The organism is Bacillus sp. 3a (assembly GCF_017161885.1).
Classification (GTDB): Bacteria; Bacillota; Bacilli; order Bacillales; family Bacillaceae; genus Bacillus; species Bacillus safensis.
In genome coordinates this window covers 3,344,921-3,361,759 of the sequence record NZ_CP067376.1, presented here as the reverse complement: position 1 = coordinate 3,361,759, position 16,839 = coordinate 3,344,921, and the positions used below count along the sequence as shown (strand labels likewise).

The window sequence follows — 16,839 nt, the reverse complement described above, 5'->3', positions numbered from 1 at the left end:
GCTGTATGAATCGTTTGTTTCTTGTAATTGTCGCAATCGGTGTTCCGCTATCGGTGATTGGCAGTTTTCTTCATTTCCCGCAGGTCATCATGTTTGCCGTTTATTGTATTGCCATTATTGGTCTTGCTAGTTTTATGGGAAGAGCCACAGAAAGTCTTGCCATCATTGCGGGGCCTAGAATTGGCGGACTTTTAAACGCCACATTCGGAAATGCAGTGGAATTAATCATATCGTTTTTTGCCTTAAAACAAGGACTGACGGCCATTGTACTTGCTTCATTAACTGGATCAGTCATCGGAAATTTACTGCTTGTGGCGGGGCTGTCTTTTTTTGTTGGCGGATTAAAATATAAGCGCCAAGTGTTCAATGTCCATGATGCAAGGCACAATTCAGGCTTGCTCATGTTTGCTATCATTGTAGCGTTTGTCGTTCCAGAAGTGTTTTCGGTGGAGATGGCAGAGAATAAACAGTTTGTTTTAAGCATTGGGATCAGCATTGTGATGATTTTGCTTTATGTTGCGGCGCTTTATTTCAAACTAGTCAGCCACCGCGGTGTTTATGTTGCCAAGCAAGAGAGTGGGCAAGGTGAAGCGGAGACGGAAGAAGAAACACCTGAATGGTCTGGGAAATTTGCCACCGTAATTTTGCTACTTTCGACGATCGCAGTTGCGTACATTTCAGAGCGCCTTGTTCATACATTTGATACGGTAGGAGAACAGTTTGGCTGGAGTGATCTGTTTATCGGTGTCATTATTGTGGCCATCGTCGGCAACGCCGCAGAACATGCCTCAGCTGTTATCATGGCGTATAAAAACAAAATGGATGTAGCAGTGGAAATTGCCTTTGGCTCCACACTTCAGGTTGCCATGATGGTCGCGCCAATCCTTGTCATCAGCTCGCTATTTTTTGATAAGCAGATGCCGCTCATTTTCTCCTTGCCAGAGCTCATTGCGATGGCATCCTCTGTGCTGCTCACGGTCATTTTATCAAATGATGGTGATACAAACTGGTTTGAAGGCGCCACATTACTCGCTGCCTATTTTATTATGGCGATTGGATTTTTCCTTTTATAATCTTTTGTGGATAAGGGACGTCTTTGCGGAAAATACTATGGAAAAATGAATGAGAAAGAGTGATGATATGAAAAAGATGCTCCGCATCATGTTTGTTGTTCTCTTATCCTTAAGTTTTCTATACAGCTTTCCAGCAGAAGCGGCAAAGCAATTTAAAGTGCCATCCTCTGTCGCCAGTATCTCCAAGGAGAATACGTATCCAAACGCGTCACAGGATCAGCCGCTGCTCCAGCCGAGCGAGCTGACGGCTGAATTGTTCAAAACAACAAGTGTACCGATTGAGAACACTCATTTGATTAAAATGCTGAATGAATCCAGCATTTCAGGGACGCCATTAGCTGTTGGATACCGTGCGACCGTTTTCCTCGGGAGATGGGCGCTGAGCTACGATTCAAACGAAACGGTCGCCAACTGGGAATACAAAAAAGTGAATACGAACCACATTGATAACAGAGGCGGCAACAAAACAGCCATTGGAAAATACGTTCAAAAGCAGCAAGTGAAAGTAAGCGGAGGCCTCACAGCAAAAGTGCCGAACCCAGAAGATGTGAAAACATTGATGATGCAAAAAGCGATTCAAAAAACAAAGCTGCCCCTCGCTTTTGACACCGTGATTGGTGCAGGAACAAAACGAGATCAGTCATACCACGTCTCTCCGAAAAAAGCAGCATCGCTTCATGCCTATGCACCAGCGATTAACGAAAAAGGTAAGGTCACATACGGAGAAGTGTACCTTGTACTAAAAGGAAATAAACGAAAACTCGTCGTGAAAAACGTGACCTCACAAGGAATCGGCGCTTGGATTCCTGTTCAGGATCACTTGACGTTTGGGTTTCAAGGGATGAATTAATCTCCTTTTATCAATAGAAGAGACATTAACGCTTTATCCATGATTTTTAAAGAAAATATAAAAAGCCATAGTAGAAGTTGAATGAACTCAACGACTACTATGGCTTAAGTTTTTTATTCCCCTAAATCCACATTATGATAAACCTGCTGCACGTCTTCAAGCTCTTCTAATACATCGATCAGCTTTTCAAATTGTGCTTTTGATTCATCATCTAATGTCACTTCGTTTTGCGGAAGCATTGTGATTTCAGCGACAGTGAATTCTTCTACGCCGGCTTGTTTGAATGCTTCTTGTACTTGATGGAATTGATCTGGTTCAGCGTACACAATCACCGTTTCATCTTCTTCCATGATGTCACGTACATCAACGTCTGCTTCCATTAAAAGCTCAAGCGTTTCTTCTTCACTTTTTCCTTCGACACCGATGACAGCTGTTTGGTCGAACATGTAGGCAACAGAGCCGCTTACGCCCATGTTTCCACCGTTTTTCCCAAATGCTGCTCGAACATCTGAAGCTGTACGGTTCACGTTATTGGTGAGGGCATCAACGATCACCATTGAACCGTTTGGACCAAATCCTTCGTAGCGCAGCTCATCGAAGTTCTCTTCCGCACCGCCTTTGGCTTTTTCAATGGCACGGTCCACAATGTGTTTTGGGACACTATATGTTTTTGCACGTTCTAGGACAAAACGAAGTGCTTGGTTTGATTCTGGGTTTGGCTCACCTTGTTTGGCAGCCACATAGATTTCACGCCCGAATTTTGCGTAAATACGACTTGTACTGGCATCCTTTGATGCTTTCTTTTCTTTAATGTTGTTCCACTTACGACCCATCTTATTCACTCTCTTTCACTTAGAAAATACACAGTATGAGGGTCCCCATGCTGCATGAAATCATTCTGCTATCTATTATACATGAATCAGTCAAGAGGATAGAAGTCAGAGGGCTGAAGTGAAGAGAATTGTTAGCAAATATGCCCAAGCGTTTCAAGCATTTCATGTTTTTCGTGAGCCCGAGTCAGCTCGTCACATCGAATGATCCTGCCATCTAATAAGGTGAAAAGAGCTGTGACATCTATTAAACCCCCGTCTCCGCTTGTGAGTTCAACATGAACCGTGTAACGAAAACACGCTTGCTGCGTTTCTTCATCAAATAACACATCATGAAAGGCGGGGATCACAAGCTGTGTTGTCATTTCTTTTAAAGTGGATAGATGCTTTTTAAATTCATCAAGCGTGGAAACCTTCCCATCGGTCACTTGCTGATAGTCAGGTGAAAAATAAGCCTCCACCTTTTTTGTGTCGTACTTGGTTAATACCTCTTGATACATCTCCTTGATGAAAGAAATTGCTTCTGTTTTTGTCATTCCATACATCCTCTCTATTATTAACTGGTTAACTAAATAACATTATAATTAACTGGTTAACAAAAAACAAATAAAAAATAACCCCATCATAAATGAGGTTATTTTGCCGGCTGGGGATAAGCGAGATCCTCAAGCAATTTGACATCATGCTGATGAAGCTGTTTGATCATTTCTTTTCGCACAGCGAGGGCGGCTTCGAAGTATTTTTCGTCTTCGACCATTCCCTTTACTGTGATTTCAATCCCGCGATTCAGCTTATTCAAGCCCATAATTCCATGAACCTGAAAGGGTTCAATGGCGTTTTGGAATTCATCTTTTTTAAGAAAATCATGATGCATTTGATTTAAATTGTCACATGCTGATTCAAGTGCTTGAAAGGCAATATCAGGGTTTTGATTCGCACTAATTAACACAGATTCCGTAATCCGCATGTAGTGCATGTTATAGTTTTGGATTTGACGGATATCTCCGTTAGAAATGGTTAACAGCTTGCCGCTCCATTCTCTAATTTGCAGAGAGCGGAGACCAATCTCTTCAATGGTTCCATTAAAGAGGTTATTCACCGTCACATAATCCCCTTTATGAATCTGACGTTCATAGATAAGAAAAACGCCTGCTAAAATATCACGAATCAGTGTCTGTGCGCCAAAACCGATGACGATCCCAGCAACACCAGCACCCGCAAGAATTTTCCCGAAGTCATGAAAGAAAAGAGAAATGACATAGAGCACAAAGCAAATCGACGCGGTGTACTGCGTGACCGATTTCACCAAGCTCTCGATCGTTTTCTTCTTCTTGTCCTCTATAAACTCAGTTCGTTTAAAGAAAATTTGAAGGGCTTTGTTAATCATAAAGACGGCAAGCCAAAGAATGAGTCCAACAAGGAGAATTTCAATGTATTTGTTTTTGACCACTGTCAGAAATGTATCATCCATCTATCGGTTACCCCCTGGCTGTTCGAGAAGTAAAATCAACATCTTGATAATAGCTGTTTTTCACTAGAACATTCGGACCGAGGCATTGCACGCTTGGGCAATGACAATTCAGTTCTTTTGCTAATTTTGTGTCCATCCAGCGTGTATAGGCTGATTGCAATGTATCAGTTGCAATGTTTCCAAGCGGCGGAGTATCGCCAAAGTCTGTCACAATAATATTCCCATCAAAAATATTCACATTCAACCGTGAGCGTCCATCAGGGTCATTTCGTACCGTGACATTTTTCTCCTGGCGCAATCGGTTGAGGAGTCGCTGGTCTTCTTCATCTGGGCTGCATGAATAAAACGGCAGGGTGCCAAACAGCATCCAGGTGTTTTGATCACGAATATCAAGCAGCTGATGAATCGCATCCCGCATTTGCGGAAGCGTCAATGATTCAAGGGCGCTGGCGAAATCACTTGGGTACATCGGGTGAACTTCGTGGCGCTGGCATTTCATTTCCTCGACGATTTGCCGGTGGATGTGTTCGATATATGGAAGCGTGCGCTTATTCAGCATGGTTTCAGCGGATACGGTTACGCCCGCTTTGACAAGTGCCTGACTATTTTCAATCATGCGGTTAAATAATTTCTCGCGCTGCTCAAAGGTTGGTTTTCGATCCATCATGGCAAAGCCGACCGTTGCAAACTCTTCGACAGTGCCCCAGTTATGTGAAATGTGAAGGACATCTAAGTATGGAATAATTTCTTCATACCGCGCCAAATCAAGGGTTAAATTTGAATTGATCTGTGTACGGACGCCGCGTTCATGGGCATACTTTAATAAAGGGACGACATATTCCCGTACAGATTTAAGAGAAAGCATGGGCTCTCCGCCTGTAATACTAAGTGAGCGCAGAAGCGGAACTTCATCTAAACGGCGAAGTAACAAATCAATCGGCAGCGCATTCGGATCCTTAGGCTGTAAGGTATAGCCGACCGCACAATGCTCGCATCTCATGTTACACAGCGTTGTTGTCGTAAATTCAATATTTGTCAGCTTCATTTCTCCGTAATCCTGCACATCGAGATAGGCTTCCCAGGGGTCGTATGCAGGTGTAATCGGACGAAGTGCTGTTTTTTGGTTCATGGTATCTATCTCCTTTTCATTCGGGCAAACGTAGACCCGCCAACAGTTAATTTTAAGCCTCATCACGGTTATACGCAAGGGGGACACAATTGATTTGCAAGGGAAAAAAAGATAAGCTATAAACAAACGCTAAAGGGAGTGTATCGATGGGTAAGGCAGCAGACAGCAAAGAGCAGCAGGTTGATTATTTAAAGAACCGATTAGATATGTTTATGAATGTGATTGATTCATTAGATCCCGAATCAACAGACGTTGAGGATATAGACAGACTGATCCAGATGATTGACGACCTGGAAGCGAAATATGAACGGTTTAAAAACGATTGGAAGGAAGAATAGCTCGCGTGATGCGGGCTTTTTTCTTTAAATTGGCAGGTGAATCGGTGTATGAGTCTCGGTCTTATTCTGCACAATAGAAGAAAAACCGGGAAGTGACGTAAATGAAAAAATACATGCTGATCTGTTTATGTGCGCTTTTTGTTTCCATGCCTCTCTCAGAAGCGGCAGCCGTGTCTAATAAGCCCATCCACTGGGGATTTGCGAAAAGTAAAGAGCATAGGCCGCCGGATGCGGGCAAAGAATTATCGGCACTGTTAAAAAAGTATGATGCGTTCTATTTAGGCAACACAAAAAAGAAAGAGATTTATTTTACCTTCGACAATGGCTATGAAAATGGGTACACGCCCAAGATCTTAGACGTGCTGAAAAAACATCAAGTACCAGGCACCTTTTTTGTGACAGGTCATTTTGTAAAGGACCAGCCCGGGCTTGTCAAACGTATGGCAGAAGAAGGTCATATCATTGGCAACCATTCCTATCATCATCCTGATTTAACAACAAAAAGTACGAAAGAAATCAAAGAAGAACTGGACCGTGTCAATGAAGCTGTGTACAAAATCACAGGAAAACAAGATAACCTCTACCTTCGTCCGCCGCGCGGTGTGTTCAGTGAAAGGGTACTAAAAGAAACAAAACAGCTCGGATACCAAACTGTTTTCTGGTCAGTGGCGTTTGTAGACTGGCATATCCATCATCAAAAAGGAAAACAGTATGCTTACGATCAAATGATGAAGCAGGCGCACCCAGGAGCCATTTACTTACTTCATACCGTCTCAAGAGACAATGCCGAAGCGCTGGATGATGCCATCACCGCTCTGAAAAAACAAGGATATTCCTTTAAAAGCCTAGACGATCTCATGCTTGAAAAAGTATGGCATCTGCCACAGCTATAGAAAGAAGCCTGCAGAAGACCTGCAGGCTTTTTGATTATCCCTCTCTATTTTTACGATAAAAAAGAGGGTGATGATTTGAAAAAGAGTCAACACTATTTAAAAATCCTGAACCACCCTTTATGTTTAAACCACAAAAGCATCCCCGAGACGAGGAGACCCATGAATATCAGCACGCCAAAATAGCCGTATTTCCAGTGTAATTCAGGCATGTTGTCAAAGTTCATTCCGTACACCCCAACAATAAAGGTCAGTGGAATAAAAATGGTCGACACAATGGTCAATGTCATCATGATTGCATTCATCCGGTTGGAATTCAGCGTCTGATAGCTGTCTCGTAAATCGGCTGTCATATCACGGTTTGACTCAACAATTTCGGTTAGTTTTAATAGATGATCATAAATATCATTAAAATACGCTTGGCGGTTTGTATCGCTTTTCATCATATTTGTGTTCACAATACGATATAAAAGGTCCCTCATCGGGATAATCGTTCTTCGCAGTTTAAGTAAATCTGAGCGAATCCCGAATACTTCGTTCATCAACGTGCCATACGTTTTATGCCCTTCTTCATCCTCAATTTCATTCAGCCTGTCTTCAATTTGATAAATAATAGGGAAATAATCATCAACAAGCTGATCAATCAGCATGTAGGCTATATGCTCAGGTCCGCTGTTTCTCGCTTTATCAGACCCTTTGAGCTTTCGAATCACACGTTCAACGTACGGTGCTTCCTTCAAATGAAAGGTCACGATATAGTTTTCACCAACAAACAGATCGACTTCCTCAGAACGAAGCGTTTTTTGATTAAGGGCATGCAGCACGAAAAACAAATACCCTTCATAAAAATCAAGCTTGGGCCGCTGTAAATAATGAAAACAATCTTCAATCGCGAGTGGATGGAAATGAAAATATTCCTTTAAAAGGGCTGCTTCCTTTTCCGTTGGCGCATGAAAATCAATCCAATACCAGGCGATATCGGGGCTTGAAAGCTGCTGCAATGTTGCATGTTCAATCAAGTCGCCGTTTTTTGTCACTGCAAGTTTTCTCAGCATGTGCACCCCTCCAGACTTGCATTATATCATGAAGCAGCACCGGTGAACTTATACGTTTTCTTCATAAAAAAAAGCCGATCTCATTTTTGAGATCGGTTCAATGTGCGTGTATGATTGATGGATAAAACCGAGAATTAAGGACGACGGAAGTTGACGAAACCACCATTACGGTCGAACCAGCCTCTAAATGCCCAGTTGATGTAGCCGCCGTCACCTTTGTTTGTGAAAGATCCATTTTCGAATACCCAGACTCCGTACGTAATACTTCCGTATTTCACAGTAGCAAACGTTTTGACGCCGTTGAAACGAGTCTCATAACCTTGGCTTAAGTTAAATACCATGACATTGTATTTTGCGCCAGCAGCATAGAAAGCAGACTCCATTAATCCTTTGACAAAGCCTTCACGGTTTGTGTTAGCATTTGCAGCATTGATTAATGCATTTGCAATACCAAGTACATCAAAGTTAATATTAACGTTTCCTGCAGTTGTAGATGCTTTACCTTCAGCAGCTTTGTTTAAGACAGTTTGCTGAAGTGTAGTAGAAACAGGTGCTGAAGTTTTTGGCTCAGCAGCGTCAGCGAATACTGGCAGTGTCGAAGAAACAGCAGTGGCAAGGGCAACAGAAAGAATTGTTTTTTTCATTGGTCGGATCTCCTTTGTTTTTAAATTTTGGGTCTTCTTTTTTGTAAAATGTGAAACTAAGTGAAGCCGGTCATCAATGAGGTAAATATGTTCCTGCAAGATAAAACAAATGATTGCCTAATCCGCTAATTTCTTTGTTCACCTCCTTGATATGTCATAATTATACAAATTTTTTTGGAATGGAAGATATCACCCAGAGGTTCTATTTCTAATTTAAGGAAAATGAGCCTAAAATGTTGTAGGAGGCTGTCGAATTTTAGCTGAATTCGACTAAAAACTTTCGTCTATCCAAAAGGAGAATGACCACAAATAAGGAAGATATAACTGATAAATTCTTGTACTCTTTATGTTTAAAAGTATTCAATCTAGAGAATCATTCATGCAAAATGAAACAATCACATCTGCGTATGTTTGCAGAAAGGAAGAGGACATGTATGTGGGAAAAACAGCTGGTGGTAGAGCCGCCGTATCATTTCGATCAAGTGCTTAGACGCTTATCAAGTGATCCATTAAAAGCAGTCGATTTGAATCAAAGAGAAATCAAAGTGCCGATCAGATTAGAGCAAAAACCTTATGTGGTCATCGTTCAAGCTACTGGAACAAAAGATGCACCTATGTTTCGGGTGCGGGCAGACGGTCCAGAGGAACCCCTTCTTTCTGAGGTGAAACGGATATTTGGCATGGAGCATCAATTACACATAATTCAAGACCATTTTTCTCAAACCAATCTAGCGCCCATTTTTGAGCAGCATATCGGAACGCCGCTCATGCTTGATTTCCATTTATATCATTGTTTAATGAAATGTATCATTCATCAGCAGCTTAATCTTTCGTTTGCTTACGAGCTCACGAAACGATTTGTCCATACGTACGGAGAGCAAATAGAAGGTGTATGGTTTGATCCTTTACCTGAAACCATTGCCTCTCTTGAGACAGATGATTTGAGAAAGCTTCAATTTAGTCAGCGAAAAGCAGAATATGTCATCGATGTATCGAAACGAATTGTGAGCGGCTCACTTTGTTTAGAGGAATTACACGATTTATCTGATTTGGAGGTGGAAGAGCGATTGCTTCCGATTAGAGGGATCGGACCTTGGACGGTTCAAAATGTGCTCATGAATGGGCTTGGAAGACCAAATCTTTTTCCGATGGCAGATATCGGCATTCAAAATGCAATCAAACGGCACTTCGACCTGCCTGAAAAACCGACAAAAGAAGAGATGTCAGCGCTAAGCAAGGAATGGACCCCATATTTAAGCTACGCTTCTTTATATTTATGGAGAAGCATTGAGACAGATAAATAACGGAAAGGAATTTTCTCTCTTTGTCTAAGACGTGATATACTAATGAGATGGAATAAAATGAAGACAACCTATCAAGGGTTCAAATAGAACGGAGAGAATAAAGTGAAAGAAAAACAGCAAGGTGCCCTTTTGCAAAAGGGACAGCAGTTCCCGCTTACCATTAAACGCCTTGGCATTAATGGTGAAGGGGTCGGTTATTTTAAAAAGCAAGTGGTCTTTGTCCCAGGTGCACTTCCAGGTGAGGAAGTGGTCGTTGAAGCAACGAATGTCCAAGCAAAATATGCAGAAGGTACAGTGAGGAAAGTGCGAAAGCGCTCCGAGCATCGAGTCAAACCGCCATGCCCAGTATACGAACAGTGCGGCGGCTGTCAGCTGCAGCATTTGGCGTATGAGCAGCAGCTAAATGAAAAGCGTGATATTGTCATTCAATCAATGGAGCGCCATACAAAGCTATCGGTTGAAAAGCTTGATATTCGGCCAACGATCGGCATGGAAGATCCGTGGCATTACCGAAACAAAAGTCAGTTCCAAGTAGGACGTTCTCACAGCGGAGACATCATTGCAGGACTTTACGGATTGAATTCTCATAAGCTTGTTCCGATCAAGGAATGTATCGTGCAGCATCCAAAAACGAACAAAACAACGGGCGTTGTCCGCAAAATTTTAGAGAAATTCGGCGTATCTGTCTACAATGAACGGACAAGAAAAGGCGACGTACGCTCGATTGTCGTGCGTGTCGGCTTTGAAACAGGTGAAGTACAAGTCGTTCTTGTCACATCAAAACCTGAATTTCCAAAGAAAAAAGAAATCGCAGAAGCCATTCAAAAACGACTGCCTGAAGTGACGTCTATCATGCACAATATCAATGGTGAAAAAACATCAGTCATCTTCGGCCATAAAACATCTCACCTAGCCGGCAATATGGTCATCCAAGAATTTTTAGGAGACGTCTCCTTTGAACTAAGTGCACGTGCTTTCTTCCAATTGAATCCAAAGCAGACGCTAAAGCTTTACGATGAAGCGAAAAAAGCGGCCAAACTGACAGGAAAAGAAAAGGTTGTCGATGCGTATTGCGGTGTTGGGACCATTGGGATGTGGCTTTCAGATGGCGCCAAAGAAGTACGAGGAATGGATGTCATCAAAGAATCGATTGATGATGCCAAGAAAAATGCCAAAAAACACGGCATGAAAAACGCGACCTATGTAACAGGAACAGCTGAACATTGGCTGCCAAAATGGGTCAAAGAAGGCTTCCGTCCTGACGTCATCGTCGTCGACCCGCCAAGAACAGGCTGCGAGCGCACCTTCTTAGACACCGTCAAACAAGTCAAACCAAAACGCTTTGTCTACGTCTCTTGCAACCCATCCACACTAGCAAAAGACCTTCAATACATGTCAAAAGACTACAAGATCGAATACATGCAGCCAGTTGATATGTTTCCGCATACGGCTCATGTTGAGTGTGTGGTGTCTTTATCTCTTAAGTAAAAAGGAAATGACAGCTATGATGGACCGAAACCAGCAATAGAAAAGGCAGGATCTAAATGATAAAAACCCTTCCAACAGGAGGGGTTTTACTTTAACTAACAATCTATTTTTCCTATTCGGATTCTTATTGTACTTAGTCCTCTATAATGAGACACCCATCATGTACTCTCGATTCTCAAAACAACTCATGTCTCACTCAATTATCAGCTGGATGAATATAAAATCAAGGTCTTCGGCAAGGTGCTCCTTAAATATAATTTTAAGTATTTTTAATGGGAGTGATTCAATATGAGACTGAAAGAACATGAAATATAACAACTTTATACATTCGTAAGAGGCCCGCCAAATATTTAATCATTAAACTCAAAATGATAATTGGAGGGATTATGATGAATGACAAACAGTTTTCATCGTTTTTAAAACAAGCAGATGAACCTTTTGTTGGGTGGGATTTCTCATTCATATCTGAAACTGGAAGAATGAAAAGTGAGTTGCTTTCATGGTCATATGGTAGTATAGCTACTTCTCTTGTTCAAAGTGCAAAATCGATGCTGGATATGGGAACAGGTGGTGGAGAGTTCTTATCAAAATTAAGACCTTTTCCAACATCAGTTTATGCTACAGAAGGTTATTTGCCTAATGTACCTATCGCAAAAGAACGATTAACCCCTTTAGGAGTTAAGGTTGTTCAAATTTCTAATGATGAAAATCTTCCGTTTGAGACTGGAAAATTTGATCTTATCATCAATCAACATGAGTCATTTTCATCTAAAGAGGTGAGAAGAATTATCTCGAAAGAAGGTATTTTTCTAACTCAACAAGTCGGTGGACTCGATTGCATAGAGATTAATGAGAATCTAAGGGTACCAATAAATAAAGATTTTATTGATTGGAACTTAAAGAAAGCTTTAAACGAAATACAGGAGAATCATTTTGAGGTGTTGAAAAGTGCAGAAGAGTTCCCTATTCAAAGATTTTATGATATCGGAGCATTGGTGTATTATCTGAAAGCAATTTCTTGGCAAGTGCCAGGTTTTGAAATAAGTAATTTCAAGGATGAATTATACACCATTCATAAAATCATTGAACAAAAGGGTTATTTTGACGCAAAACAACACCGATTTATTATTTTAGCTAAAGCAGTTTAGTTGGAAATGGAGTCTTCGATATTTATGAAGGCTCCAGCTTAATTCTGAACTAATGCACTTCTGTATGCACGATACATGAGCTGAAAAATAATAAAACGTACGATTCATCATATGTTTCCTTATAATATTGTTAGGCTTGAAAACATTCTAAAAAAATAGAGGAGGATAACGATGAGTCAATTCGAGATTCTAACAAAATACATACCGATGCTTCAGGAGGATCGTATAGGAGAATGGGTGATCGACCAAGAAAATGATGGAACAGCTGAACGCCCAATCCAGATGCCTTTTGTCCATTATTCCGAAACTGTCCGTCACTTTATCGAAGATGTCTATACCTTTGCGGAACAACATCAAGAGCTGGAGCTTATCCGCTACAGAGAAATCCTCAAAGAAAATGGCATTGAAGGTGGATTGAACGATATCGAGAATGTGGACCTCTCACATTTAAATGCGCAGTGTATACTTGCACTCATCATGGGAGTGGTGAGTGCTGAGCGGTTTTGCGATGGTGCCATATTGGGTTCTTTTAAAAGTGGAGCCATCTTAAAATGGCTTGAAAGATTGAAAAACCTAGATGTATGACATCTAGGTTTTTTTATTTCTGAAACGAGATTATGAGCATGTGAATTGCTCCACTTCTTGACGAAATAGATCAAGCAGCAGCTGCTTGGTGTTTTCCAGAGAGAGATGGGGTTCCTTATGAGTTAAGATTCCTATTGGGATAAAAGGGTCCTCTATTTCTATTGGAACTTTAACAAATTCGTCTGATAATGGGGTAGAAGAAAGCACCACCCCGACGGAAGGAAACGCCTTTAGAAATGATGGAATCGCTGAAATCTGGCTGATGGTGTAAGTGAACGGCTCGACATTTATTCTTGAGAGTTCCTTTTGTAATTTCATGTGATATAAACAACTTTCCCCGCCAATAATCAAAGGCTGTTCATAAAGATCCTTGATCAATGAAATCGGTCCGACTTGATCTGCCTGCTGTTTTGCGATAATAAAAGACATTTCCTCCTTGTACAACTCCTCAAACGGAAGTGTATTCATCACAGGTTCCCCTGCAACGGCAAAATCAATCTCACCCTTGAGCAGAAGCTTGTGAAGAAAGTCTGTATTACCAATGATAAAGTGGCATGTGATATTCGGTTTTTGCCTCCTGAATGTTTGAAGGACGGAAGGAAGAATAGTGGCAGCAATTGGTTCTATGACGCCTATATTCAAGGTTCCGATTTCTTCTTTTTGGAGTTTTTGTGATTGCTCTAATACAAAATGCCAATGGAGTATCAGCTGATCAATCTCTTTGGCAAACAATTGTCCTGAAGGGGTTAATTCAGCCTCCCATCCTCTTACAAACAATTGAAATCCTAACTCCTTCTCTAATCGTTTGATCTGATTCGTTATGGTTGACTGTGCATAATTCAATTTTTGAGCGGCTTTTGAGAATGTCCCTTCCTGAATGATGGCTTGAAATGCTTTTAACTCTTTTAAGTCCATTTCTAATAATCTCCATTCATTTTATGAATACAATTTTATATATTATTCAATTATATAAAACAAGTGTTGGGATGTAAAATGAATGTAGACAGAAAAAAGGAGATGACATTCATGCCATTTGTAAAAGTCAGCTATATGGAAAATGCGTACGATACAGAAAGCTTAGCTTCTGTTAGCCAAACGATCATGAAGGCGCTGATGAAAGAATTTCAAGTTCCTAAAAAAGACTACTTTCAGGTATTCAGTTCACATAAGAAAGAAGAATTTTTTTATAATCCCCATTATCTTCTTCGTCATGAAAGAGATCATCGTCTTTTATATATCCAAATTACATGTGGTCCAGGAAGAACCGACGGGCAGAAGCAGTCTTTATATAAGGAAATAGCTGACCAGTTGTATTGCCAGCTTCATATCTCGAAAGAAAATGTATTCATTATGCTGTATGAGACAGGGTTGGAGAATTGGTCCTTTGGAGAAGGACTTGCGCAGATGATCAAGTAACAGAACGAATGAAAGGGGAAATAGCTATGCATCAACCAATCAAGCCAACTGTAAAATTCACTCTCGGAGATTTTGCCCCAGCATTTGTTGAGTATTCAGAAAAAGTTCTCTTTGGAGATTTGTGGAGGAGAGAGGAACTCTCTCTTAGAGATCGTAGTCTGATTACATTATCAGCCTTAGTAAGTACGGGCAGCCTGAATCAGCTGGAATACCATTTACATCTTGCCAAAGAAAATGGTGTCACGAAGAACGAATTGATTGAAGTCATCACTCATCTTAGTTTTTATATCGGATGGCCTAAAGCAGCTTCAGCACTAGAAGCGGCTAAACATATTTTGGAGGACGAATAAAGTTCATCAAACAACGTGCCCTATTTGAAATAGGGCTTTTTATATGCAATAAATTGAATTTTAAAATCTCCTGTTGACTTTCCCCTTTACTGAAAGGTTTATACTTTGATCAGATTAACAAATCGGAGGAGATGCAGGATGTTTAAAATCGGTGATTTTTCTATGTTAAGTAAAGTCCCTGTCAAAACCTTAAGGTATTATGACCAGATTGATTTATTAAAGCCTAAGCAGATCGATCAAGATTCCGGATACCGGTATTATTCAGCTGAGCAGCTGCTTGAGGTCAATCGGATTTTTCTGTACAAGGAATTAGGTTTTACGTTAAAGCAAATGGGTCAGCTTCTTCGTGAAGATATTTCTGTCGAGCAGATTCAGGGCATGTTTCTCTTGAAAGAGAGTGAAATTCAGCAATTGATCGAGAGAGAACAACAGAAATTAGCGCGTATTAAGGAGCGGATGCACCTCATCAAACGAGAGGGGTGTGTTGAAAAAGCGCAGGAGGTCATCATCAAATCGGTTGAAAGTAAACGCATCATGTCTTTTCAATCCAACGGAACTGTTGACGAAATCCCAACATTCTTTCAAACGTTTCATCATTTGTTACATAAACATCCGCAAGAATTGAACTCTGAGCCGCAAATCGTGTTGTGGAGGGAATCACCTGCTCAAGAAAGTGAGTTCGAATTTGAGGTTGGTTATTCCGCGAAAGCGTTAAGGGGCTCTCTTCCTCAGGGAATTACGATGCGCACGTTACCAGCTGAAGAAACCTTGGCGACGCTCTTATTTCATTCAGATTCTCCATTTGCACAATCTGCTTGTGTTGATCTGGCGACATGGATTGAACATAACGGATACCGCGTGAAAGAAGATCAGCCGGGCCGAGAGATTTATTACCCGTTGGCTGAAAATGAAGAAGGCAGACTCATTGAAATTCAAATTCCTATAAAAAATGAAGTCAAATCGTAAACATTGTCCAAAGGAGAAAAGCCACGATGAAAAATAAAGCCGTTGTCTATTTACTTGCTTTAGCAGCCTTTTTAATTGGAACGATCGAATATATCATTACAGGCATTATCCAGATGGTCGCAGATGATTTACAGGTCACGACATCTGCTACTGGATTATTGGTCACGTCATTAGCGCTCTCAGCAGCAATCGGCGCGCCGATTGTCATTGCACTGACCATCAATATCGACCGTAGAAAAATATTATCATGGATGCTGATCATTTTTGCTTTAAGTAATATCATCACAAGTGTCAGCCATTCGTTTGAAATGGTGCTGATGACTAGGGTTTTACAAGGAATTAGTGGGGGAACGGCCATTGTGGTGGCAATGGCAGTGGCCACTCGTCTTGTCGAACGAGAAAAAAGAGGAACAGCGATTGGCATCATTTTAATGGGATTAAGCAGTTCCTTAGTTTTAGGTGTGCCAATCGGGACATTTCTAAGCAGCATGATTGGATGGAAAGCATTATTTGCAGCCATTGGATTGATCACGCTCATTCCGATGATAGTTGTGTATAGGCGCATCCCTTCTATAAAAGAACAAGAACCGGTGACGCTAGGTATGCAATTATCGATATTAAAAGATAAGAGAATTTTGCTTGCAGTGGCAGTGACACTCTTTTATGTAGGCGGATATTCCACTTTATTTACCTATTTAACGCCCTTCCTGCAAGAATCAGCAAACCTTAGCATCACAGAAATCAGTGGTATTTTATTACTAGCGGGAATATGTAGCTTTTTGGGCTCCAGTCTTGGAGGGGTTGCAGCAGATAAAAAAGGCCCAACATTCACGATTTTCTCCGGAATTATTCTACAAATCATCATGCTGATGCTGCTGGCATTTGTGACAGGGAATCTCGTGGTCATGGTGGCGGTGATCATGATATGGATGATTGCTACATGGAGCACATCGCCAGCTCAGCAGCTGTATCTCGTCACACTTGTACCCAAATCTCCTGATATCGCATTAAGTGTCAATACATCGTTTATTCAATTCGGTTTTGCTTTAGGCTCGGGGTTAGGAGGGCTTGTATTGAGCAGGACATCTATATTGAACCTGAGCTGGATCAGCGCTGGAACGGTTCTTCTTGCTTTACTCATGACCATCTTGATGGTGGCGTTTGACCGAATCTCTCAGCAGAAGAGTTTGAAGGTGATGGAGCAAGGAAGGTAACATATTCAGTTTTGTATTGTGGGAACTACTTCTTTCGGGTAGTTCCTTGGCCCAGTTTCGTAGGGTTTTTTTATAAAAATTCTTATCT

19 protein-coding genes are annotated in these 16,839 nt (G+C 41.2%); 12 read left to right on the top strand and 7 right to left on the bottom strand.

Going from position 1 to position 16,839, the window contains the following annotated elements:
• Window positions 1-5 precede the first annotated feature (5 nt).
• Entirely contained in the window at window positions 6-1,073 is a 1,068-nt protein-coding gene (gene cax, locus JJ692_RS17195) for a calcium/proton exchanger (RefSeq protein WP_206533991.1), read from the top strand.
• A gap of 67 nt (window positions 1,074-1,140) precedes the next feature.
• Window positions 1,141-1,923 (top strand): YfkD famly protein, encoded by a 783-nt coding sequence (locus JJ692_RS17190; RefSeq protein WP_133744874.1) that lies wholly within the window; start codon window positions 1,141-1,143, stop codon window positions 1,921-1,923.
• Between the two features lie 113 nt (window positions 1,924-2,036).
• On the opposite strand, the gene JJ692_RS17185 is transcribed toward JJ692_RS17190, so the two are convergent.
• From JJ692_RS17185 to yfkAB, 4 genes are all read right to left on the bottom strand, one after another.
• The gene (locus tag JJ692_RS17185) at window positions 2,037-2,756 is read right to left on the bottom strand and encodes a YebC/PmpR family DNA-binding transcriptional regulator (RefSeq protein WP_003218036.1); all 720 of its coding nucleotides are present in this window, start codon (window positions 2,754-2,756) and stop codon (window positions 2,037-2,039) included.
• A 131-nt stretch (window positions 2,757-2,887) separates the two neighbouring features.
• The gene (locus tag JJ692_RS17180; RefSeq protein ID WP_206533990.1) at window positions 2,888-3,289 is read right to left on the bottom strand and encodes a nuclear transport factor 2 family protein; all 402 of its coding nucleotides are present in this window, start codon (window positions 3,287-3,289) and stop codon (window positions 2,888-2,890) included.
• 98 nt (window positions 3,290-3,387) lie between these two features.
• A complete protein-coding gene (locus JJ692_RS17175) occupies window positions 3,388-4,224 on the bottom strand; it encodes a mechanosensitive ion channel family protein (RefSeq protein WP_041116197.1) in 837 nt (278 codons plus the stop codon).
• Between the two features lie 7 nt (window positions 4,225-4,231).
• Complete coding sequence (gene yfkAB / locus JJ692_RS17170) at window positions 4,232-5,353, bottom strand: radical SAM/CxCxxxxC motif protein YfkAB (protein WP_044334665.1); 1,122 nt, start codon at window positions 5,351-5,353, stop codon at window positions 4,232-4,234.
• Window positions 5,354-5,499: 146 nt separating this feature from the next.
• Between yfkAB and JJ692_RS17165 the strand changes: the two genes are divergently transcribed.
• Entirely contained in the window at window positions 5,500-5,691 is a 192-nt protein-coding gene (locus JJ692_RS17165; protein ID WP_012009274.1) for an SE1561 family protein, read from the top strand.
• A gap of 101 nt (window positions 5,692-5,792) precedes the next feature.
• Window positions 5,793-6,584, top strand: a complete 792-nt coding sequence (gene pdaA / locus JJ692_RS17160; protein ID WP_073204315.1) for a delta-lactam-biosynthetic de-N-acetylase — start codon at window positions 5,793-5,795, stop codon at window positions 6,582-6,584.
• Window positions 6,585-6,676: 92 nt separating this feature from the next.
• Here pdaA and corA read toward each other — a convergent pair whose 3' ends face one another.
• Together corA and JJ692_RS17150 are read right to left on the bottom strand one after the other, a co-directional pair.
• A complete protein-coding gene (gene corA / locus JJ692_RS17155; RefSeq protein WP_025093503.1) occupies window positions 6,677-7,636 on the bottom strand; it encodes a magnesium/cobalt transporter CorA in 960 nt (319 codons plus the stop codon).
• A 134-nt stretch (window positions 7,637-7,770) separates the two neighbouring features.
• Window positions 7,771-8,280 (bottom strand): hypothetical protein, encoded by a 510-nt coding sequence (locus JJ692_RS17150; RefSeq protein ID WP_024425256.1) that lies wholly within the window; start codon window positions 8,278-8,280, stop codon window positions 7,771-7,773.
• A gap of 434 nt (window positions 8,281-8,714) precedes the next feature.
• Between JJ692_RS17150 and JJ692_RS17145 the strand changes: the two genes are divergently transcribed.
• The 4 genes from JJ692_RS17145 (at window position 8,715) to JJ692_RS17130 (ending at window position 12,805) form a co-directional block, all read left to right on the top strand.
• Window positions 8,715-9,584, top strand: coding sequence for a DNA-3-methyladenine glycosylase family protein (locus JJ692_RS17145; protein ID WP_073204317.1), 870 nt, complete (start codon window positions 8,715-8,717; stop codon window positions 9,582-9,584).
• Between the two features lie 102 nt (window positions 9,585-9,686).
• The gene (gene rlmD / locus JJ692_RS17140; protein WP_073204320.1) at window positions 9,687-11,072 is read left to right on the top strand and encodes a 23S rRNA (uracil(1939)-C(5))-methyltransferase RlmD; all 1,386 of its coding nucleotides are present in this window, start codon (window positions 9,687-9,689) and stop codon (window positions 11,070-11,072) included.
• Between the two features lie 386 nt (window positions 11,073-11,458).
• Window positions 11,459-12,220, top strand: coding sequence for a methyltransferase domain-containing protein (locus JJ692_RS17135; RefSeq protein ID WP_370880846.1), 762 nt, complete (start codon window positions 11,459-11,461; stop codon window positions 12,218-12,220).
• Window positions 12,221-12,391: 171 nt separating this feature from the next.
• Complete coding sequence (locus JJ692_RS17130) at window positions 12,392-12,805, top strand: DUF6508 domain-containing protein (protein ID WP_206533989.1); 414 nt, start codon at window positions 12,392-12,394, stop codon at window positions 12,803-12,805.
• A gap of 30 nt (window positions 12,806-12,835) precedes the next feature.
• Here JJ692_RS17130 and JJ692_RS17125 read toward each other — a convergent pair whose 3' ends face one another.
• A complete protein-coding gene (locus tag JJ692_RS17125; protein ID WP_073204329.1) occupies window positions 12,836-13,720 on the bottom strand; it encodes a LysR family transcriptional regulator in 885 nt (294 codons plus the stop codon).
• A gap of 111 nt (window positions 13,721-13,831) precedes the next feature.
• Between JJ692_RS17125 and JJ692_RS17120 the strand changes: the two genes are divergently transcribed.
• The 4 genes from JJ692_RS17120 (at window position 13,832) to JJ692_RS17105 (ending at window position 16,751) form a co-directional block, all read left to right on the top strand.
• Window positions 13,832-14,221: a tautomerase family protein gene (locus JJ692_RS17120; protein ID WP_073204333.1), complete on the top strand. Its 390-nt coding sequence runs from the start codon at window positions 13,832-13,834 to the stop codon at window positions 14,219-14,221.
• Window positions 14,222-14,247: 26 nt separating this feature from the next.
• A complete protein-coding gene (locus tag JJ692_RS17115; protein ID WP_073204336.1) occupies window positions 14,248-14,571 on the top strand; it encodes a carboxymuconolactone decarboxylase family protein in 324 nt (107 codons plus the stop codon).
• A 138-nt stretch (window positions 14,572-14,709) separates the two neighbouring features.
• Window positions 14,710-15,537 carry a MerR family transcriptional regulator gene (locus tag JJ692_RS17110; protein ID WP_073204339.1) on the top strand — a complete coding sequence of 276 codons (828 nt, stop codon included), beginning with the start codon at window positions 14,710-14,712 and terminating at the stop codon, window positions 15,535-15,537.
• A gap of 26 nt (window positions 15,538-15,563) precedes the next feature.
• Window positions 15,564-16,751, top strand: coding sequence for an MFS transporter (locus JJ692_RS17105; RefSeq protein WP_073204342.1), 1,188 nt, complete (start codon window positions 15,564-15,566; stop codon window positions 16,749-16,751).
• Window positions 16,752-16,839 lie beyond the last annotated feature (88 nt).

Excerpts from the sequence above, each read along its gene's own strand:
- cax (WP_206533991.1), top strand. The coding sequence starts at position 6 with ATGAATCGTTTGTTTCTTGTAATTGTCGCAATCGGTGTTCCGCTATCG.
- JJ692_RS17180 (WP_206533990.1), bottom strand. The coding sequence starts at position 3,289 with ATGACAAAAACAGAAGCAATTTCTTTCATCAAGGAGATGTATCAAGAG.
- JJ692_RS17105 (WP_073204342.1), top strand. The coding sequence starts at position 15,564 with ATGAAAAATAAAGCCGTTGTCTATTTACTTGCTTTAGCAGCCTTTTTA.
- JJ692_RS17165 (WP_012009274.1), top strand. The coding sequence starts at position 5,500 with ATGGGTAAGGCAGCAGACAGCAAAGAGCAGCAGGTTGATTATTTAAAG.
- JJ692_RS17145 (WP_073204317.1), top strand. The coding sequence starts at position 8,715 with ATGTGGGAAAAACAGCTGGTGGTAGAGCCGCCGTATCATTTCGATCAA.
- JJ692_RS17125 (WP_073204329.1), bottom strand. The coding sequence starts at position 13,720 with ATGGACTTAAAAGAGTTAAAAGCATTTCAAGCCATCATTCAGGAAGGG.
- pdaA (WP_073204315.1), top strand. The coding sequence starts at position 5,793 with ATGAAAAAATACATGCTGATCTGTTTATGTGCGCTTTTTGTTTCCATG.
- yfkAB (WP_044334665.1), bottom strand. The coding sequence starts at position 5,353 with ATGAACCAAAAAACAGCACTTCGTCCGATTACACCTGCATACGACCCC.
- JJ692_RS17115 (WP_073204336.1), top strand. The coding sequence starts at position 14,248 with ATGCATCAACCAATCAAGCCAACTGTAAAATTCACTCTCGGAGATTTT.
- corA (WP_025093503.1), bottom strand. The coding sequence starts at position 7,636 with ATGCTGAGAAAACTTGCAGTGACAAAAAACGGCGACTTGATTGAACAT.
- JJ692_RS17175 (WP_041116197.1), bottom strand. The coding sequence starts at position 4,224 with ATGGATGATACATTTCTGACAGTGGTCAAAAACAAATACATTGAAATT.
- JJ692_RS17120 (WP_073204333.1), top strand. The coding sequence starts at position 13,832 with ATGCCATTTGTAAAAGTCAGCTATATGGAAAATGCGTACGATACAGAA.
- JJ692_RS17130 (WP_206533989.1), top strand. The coding sequence starts at position 12,392 with ATGAGTCAATTCGAGATTCTAACAAAATACATACCGATGCTTCAGGAG.
- JJ692_RS17185 (WP_003218036.1), bottom strand. The coding sequence starts at position 2,756 with ATGGGTCGTAAGTGGAACAACATTAAAGAAAAGAAAGCATCAAAGGAT.
- JJ692_RS17110 (WP_073204339.1), top strand. The coding sequence starts at position 14,710 with ATGTTTAAAATCGGTGATTTTTCTATGTTAAGTAAAGTCCCTGTCAAA.
- JJ692_RS17135 (WP_370880846.1), top strand. The coding sequence starts at position 11,459 with ATGATGAATGACAAACAGTTTTCATCGTTTTTAAAACAAGCAGATGAA.
- JJ692_RS17150 (WP_024425256.1), bottom strand. The coding sequence starts at position 8,280 with ATGAAAAAAACAATTCTTTCTGTTGCCCTTGCCACTGCTGTTTCTTCG.
- JJ692_RS17190 (WP_133744874.1), top strand. The coding sequence starts at position 1,141 with ATGAAAAAGATGCTCCGCATCATGTTTGTTGTTCTCTTATCCTTAAGT.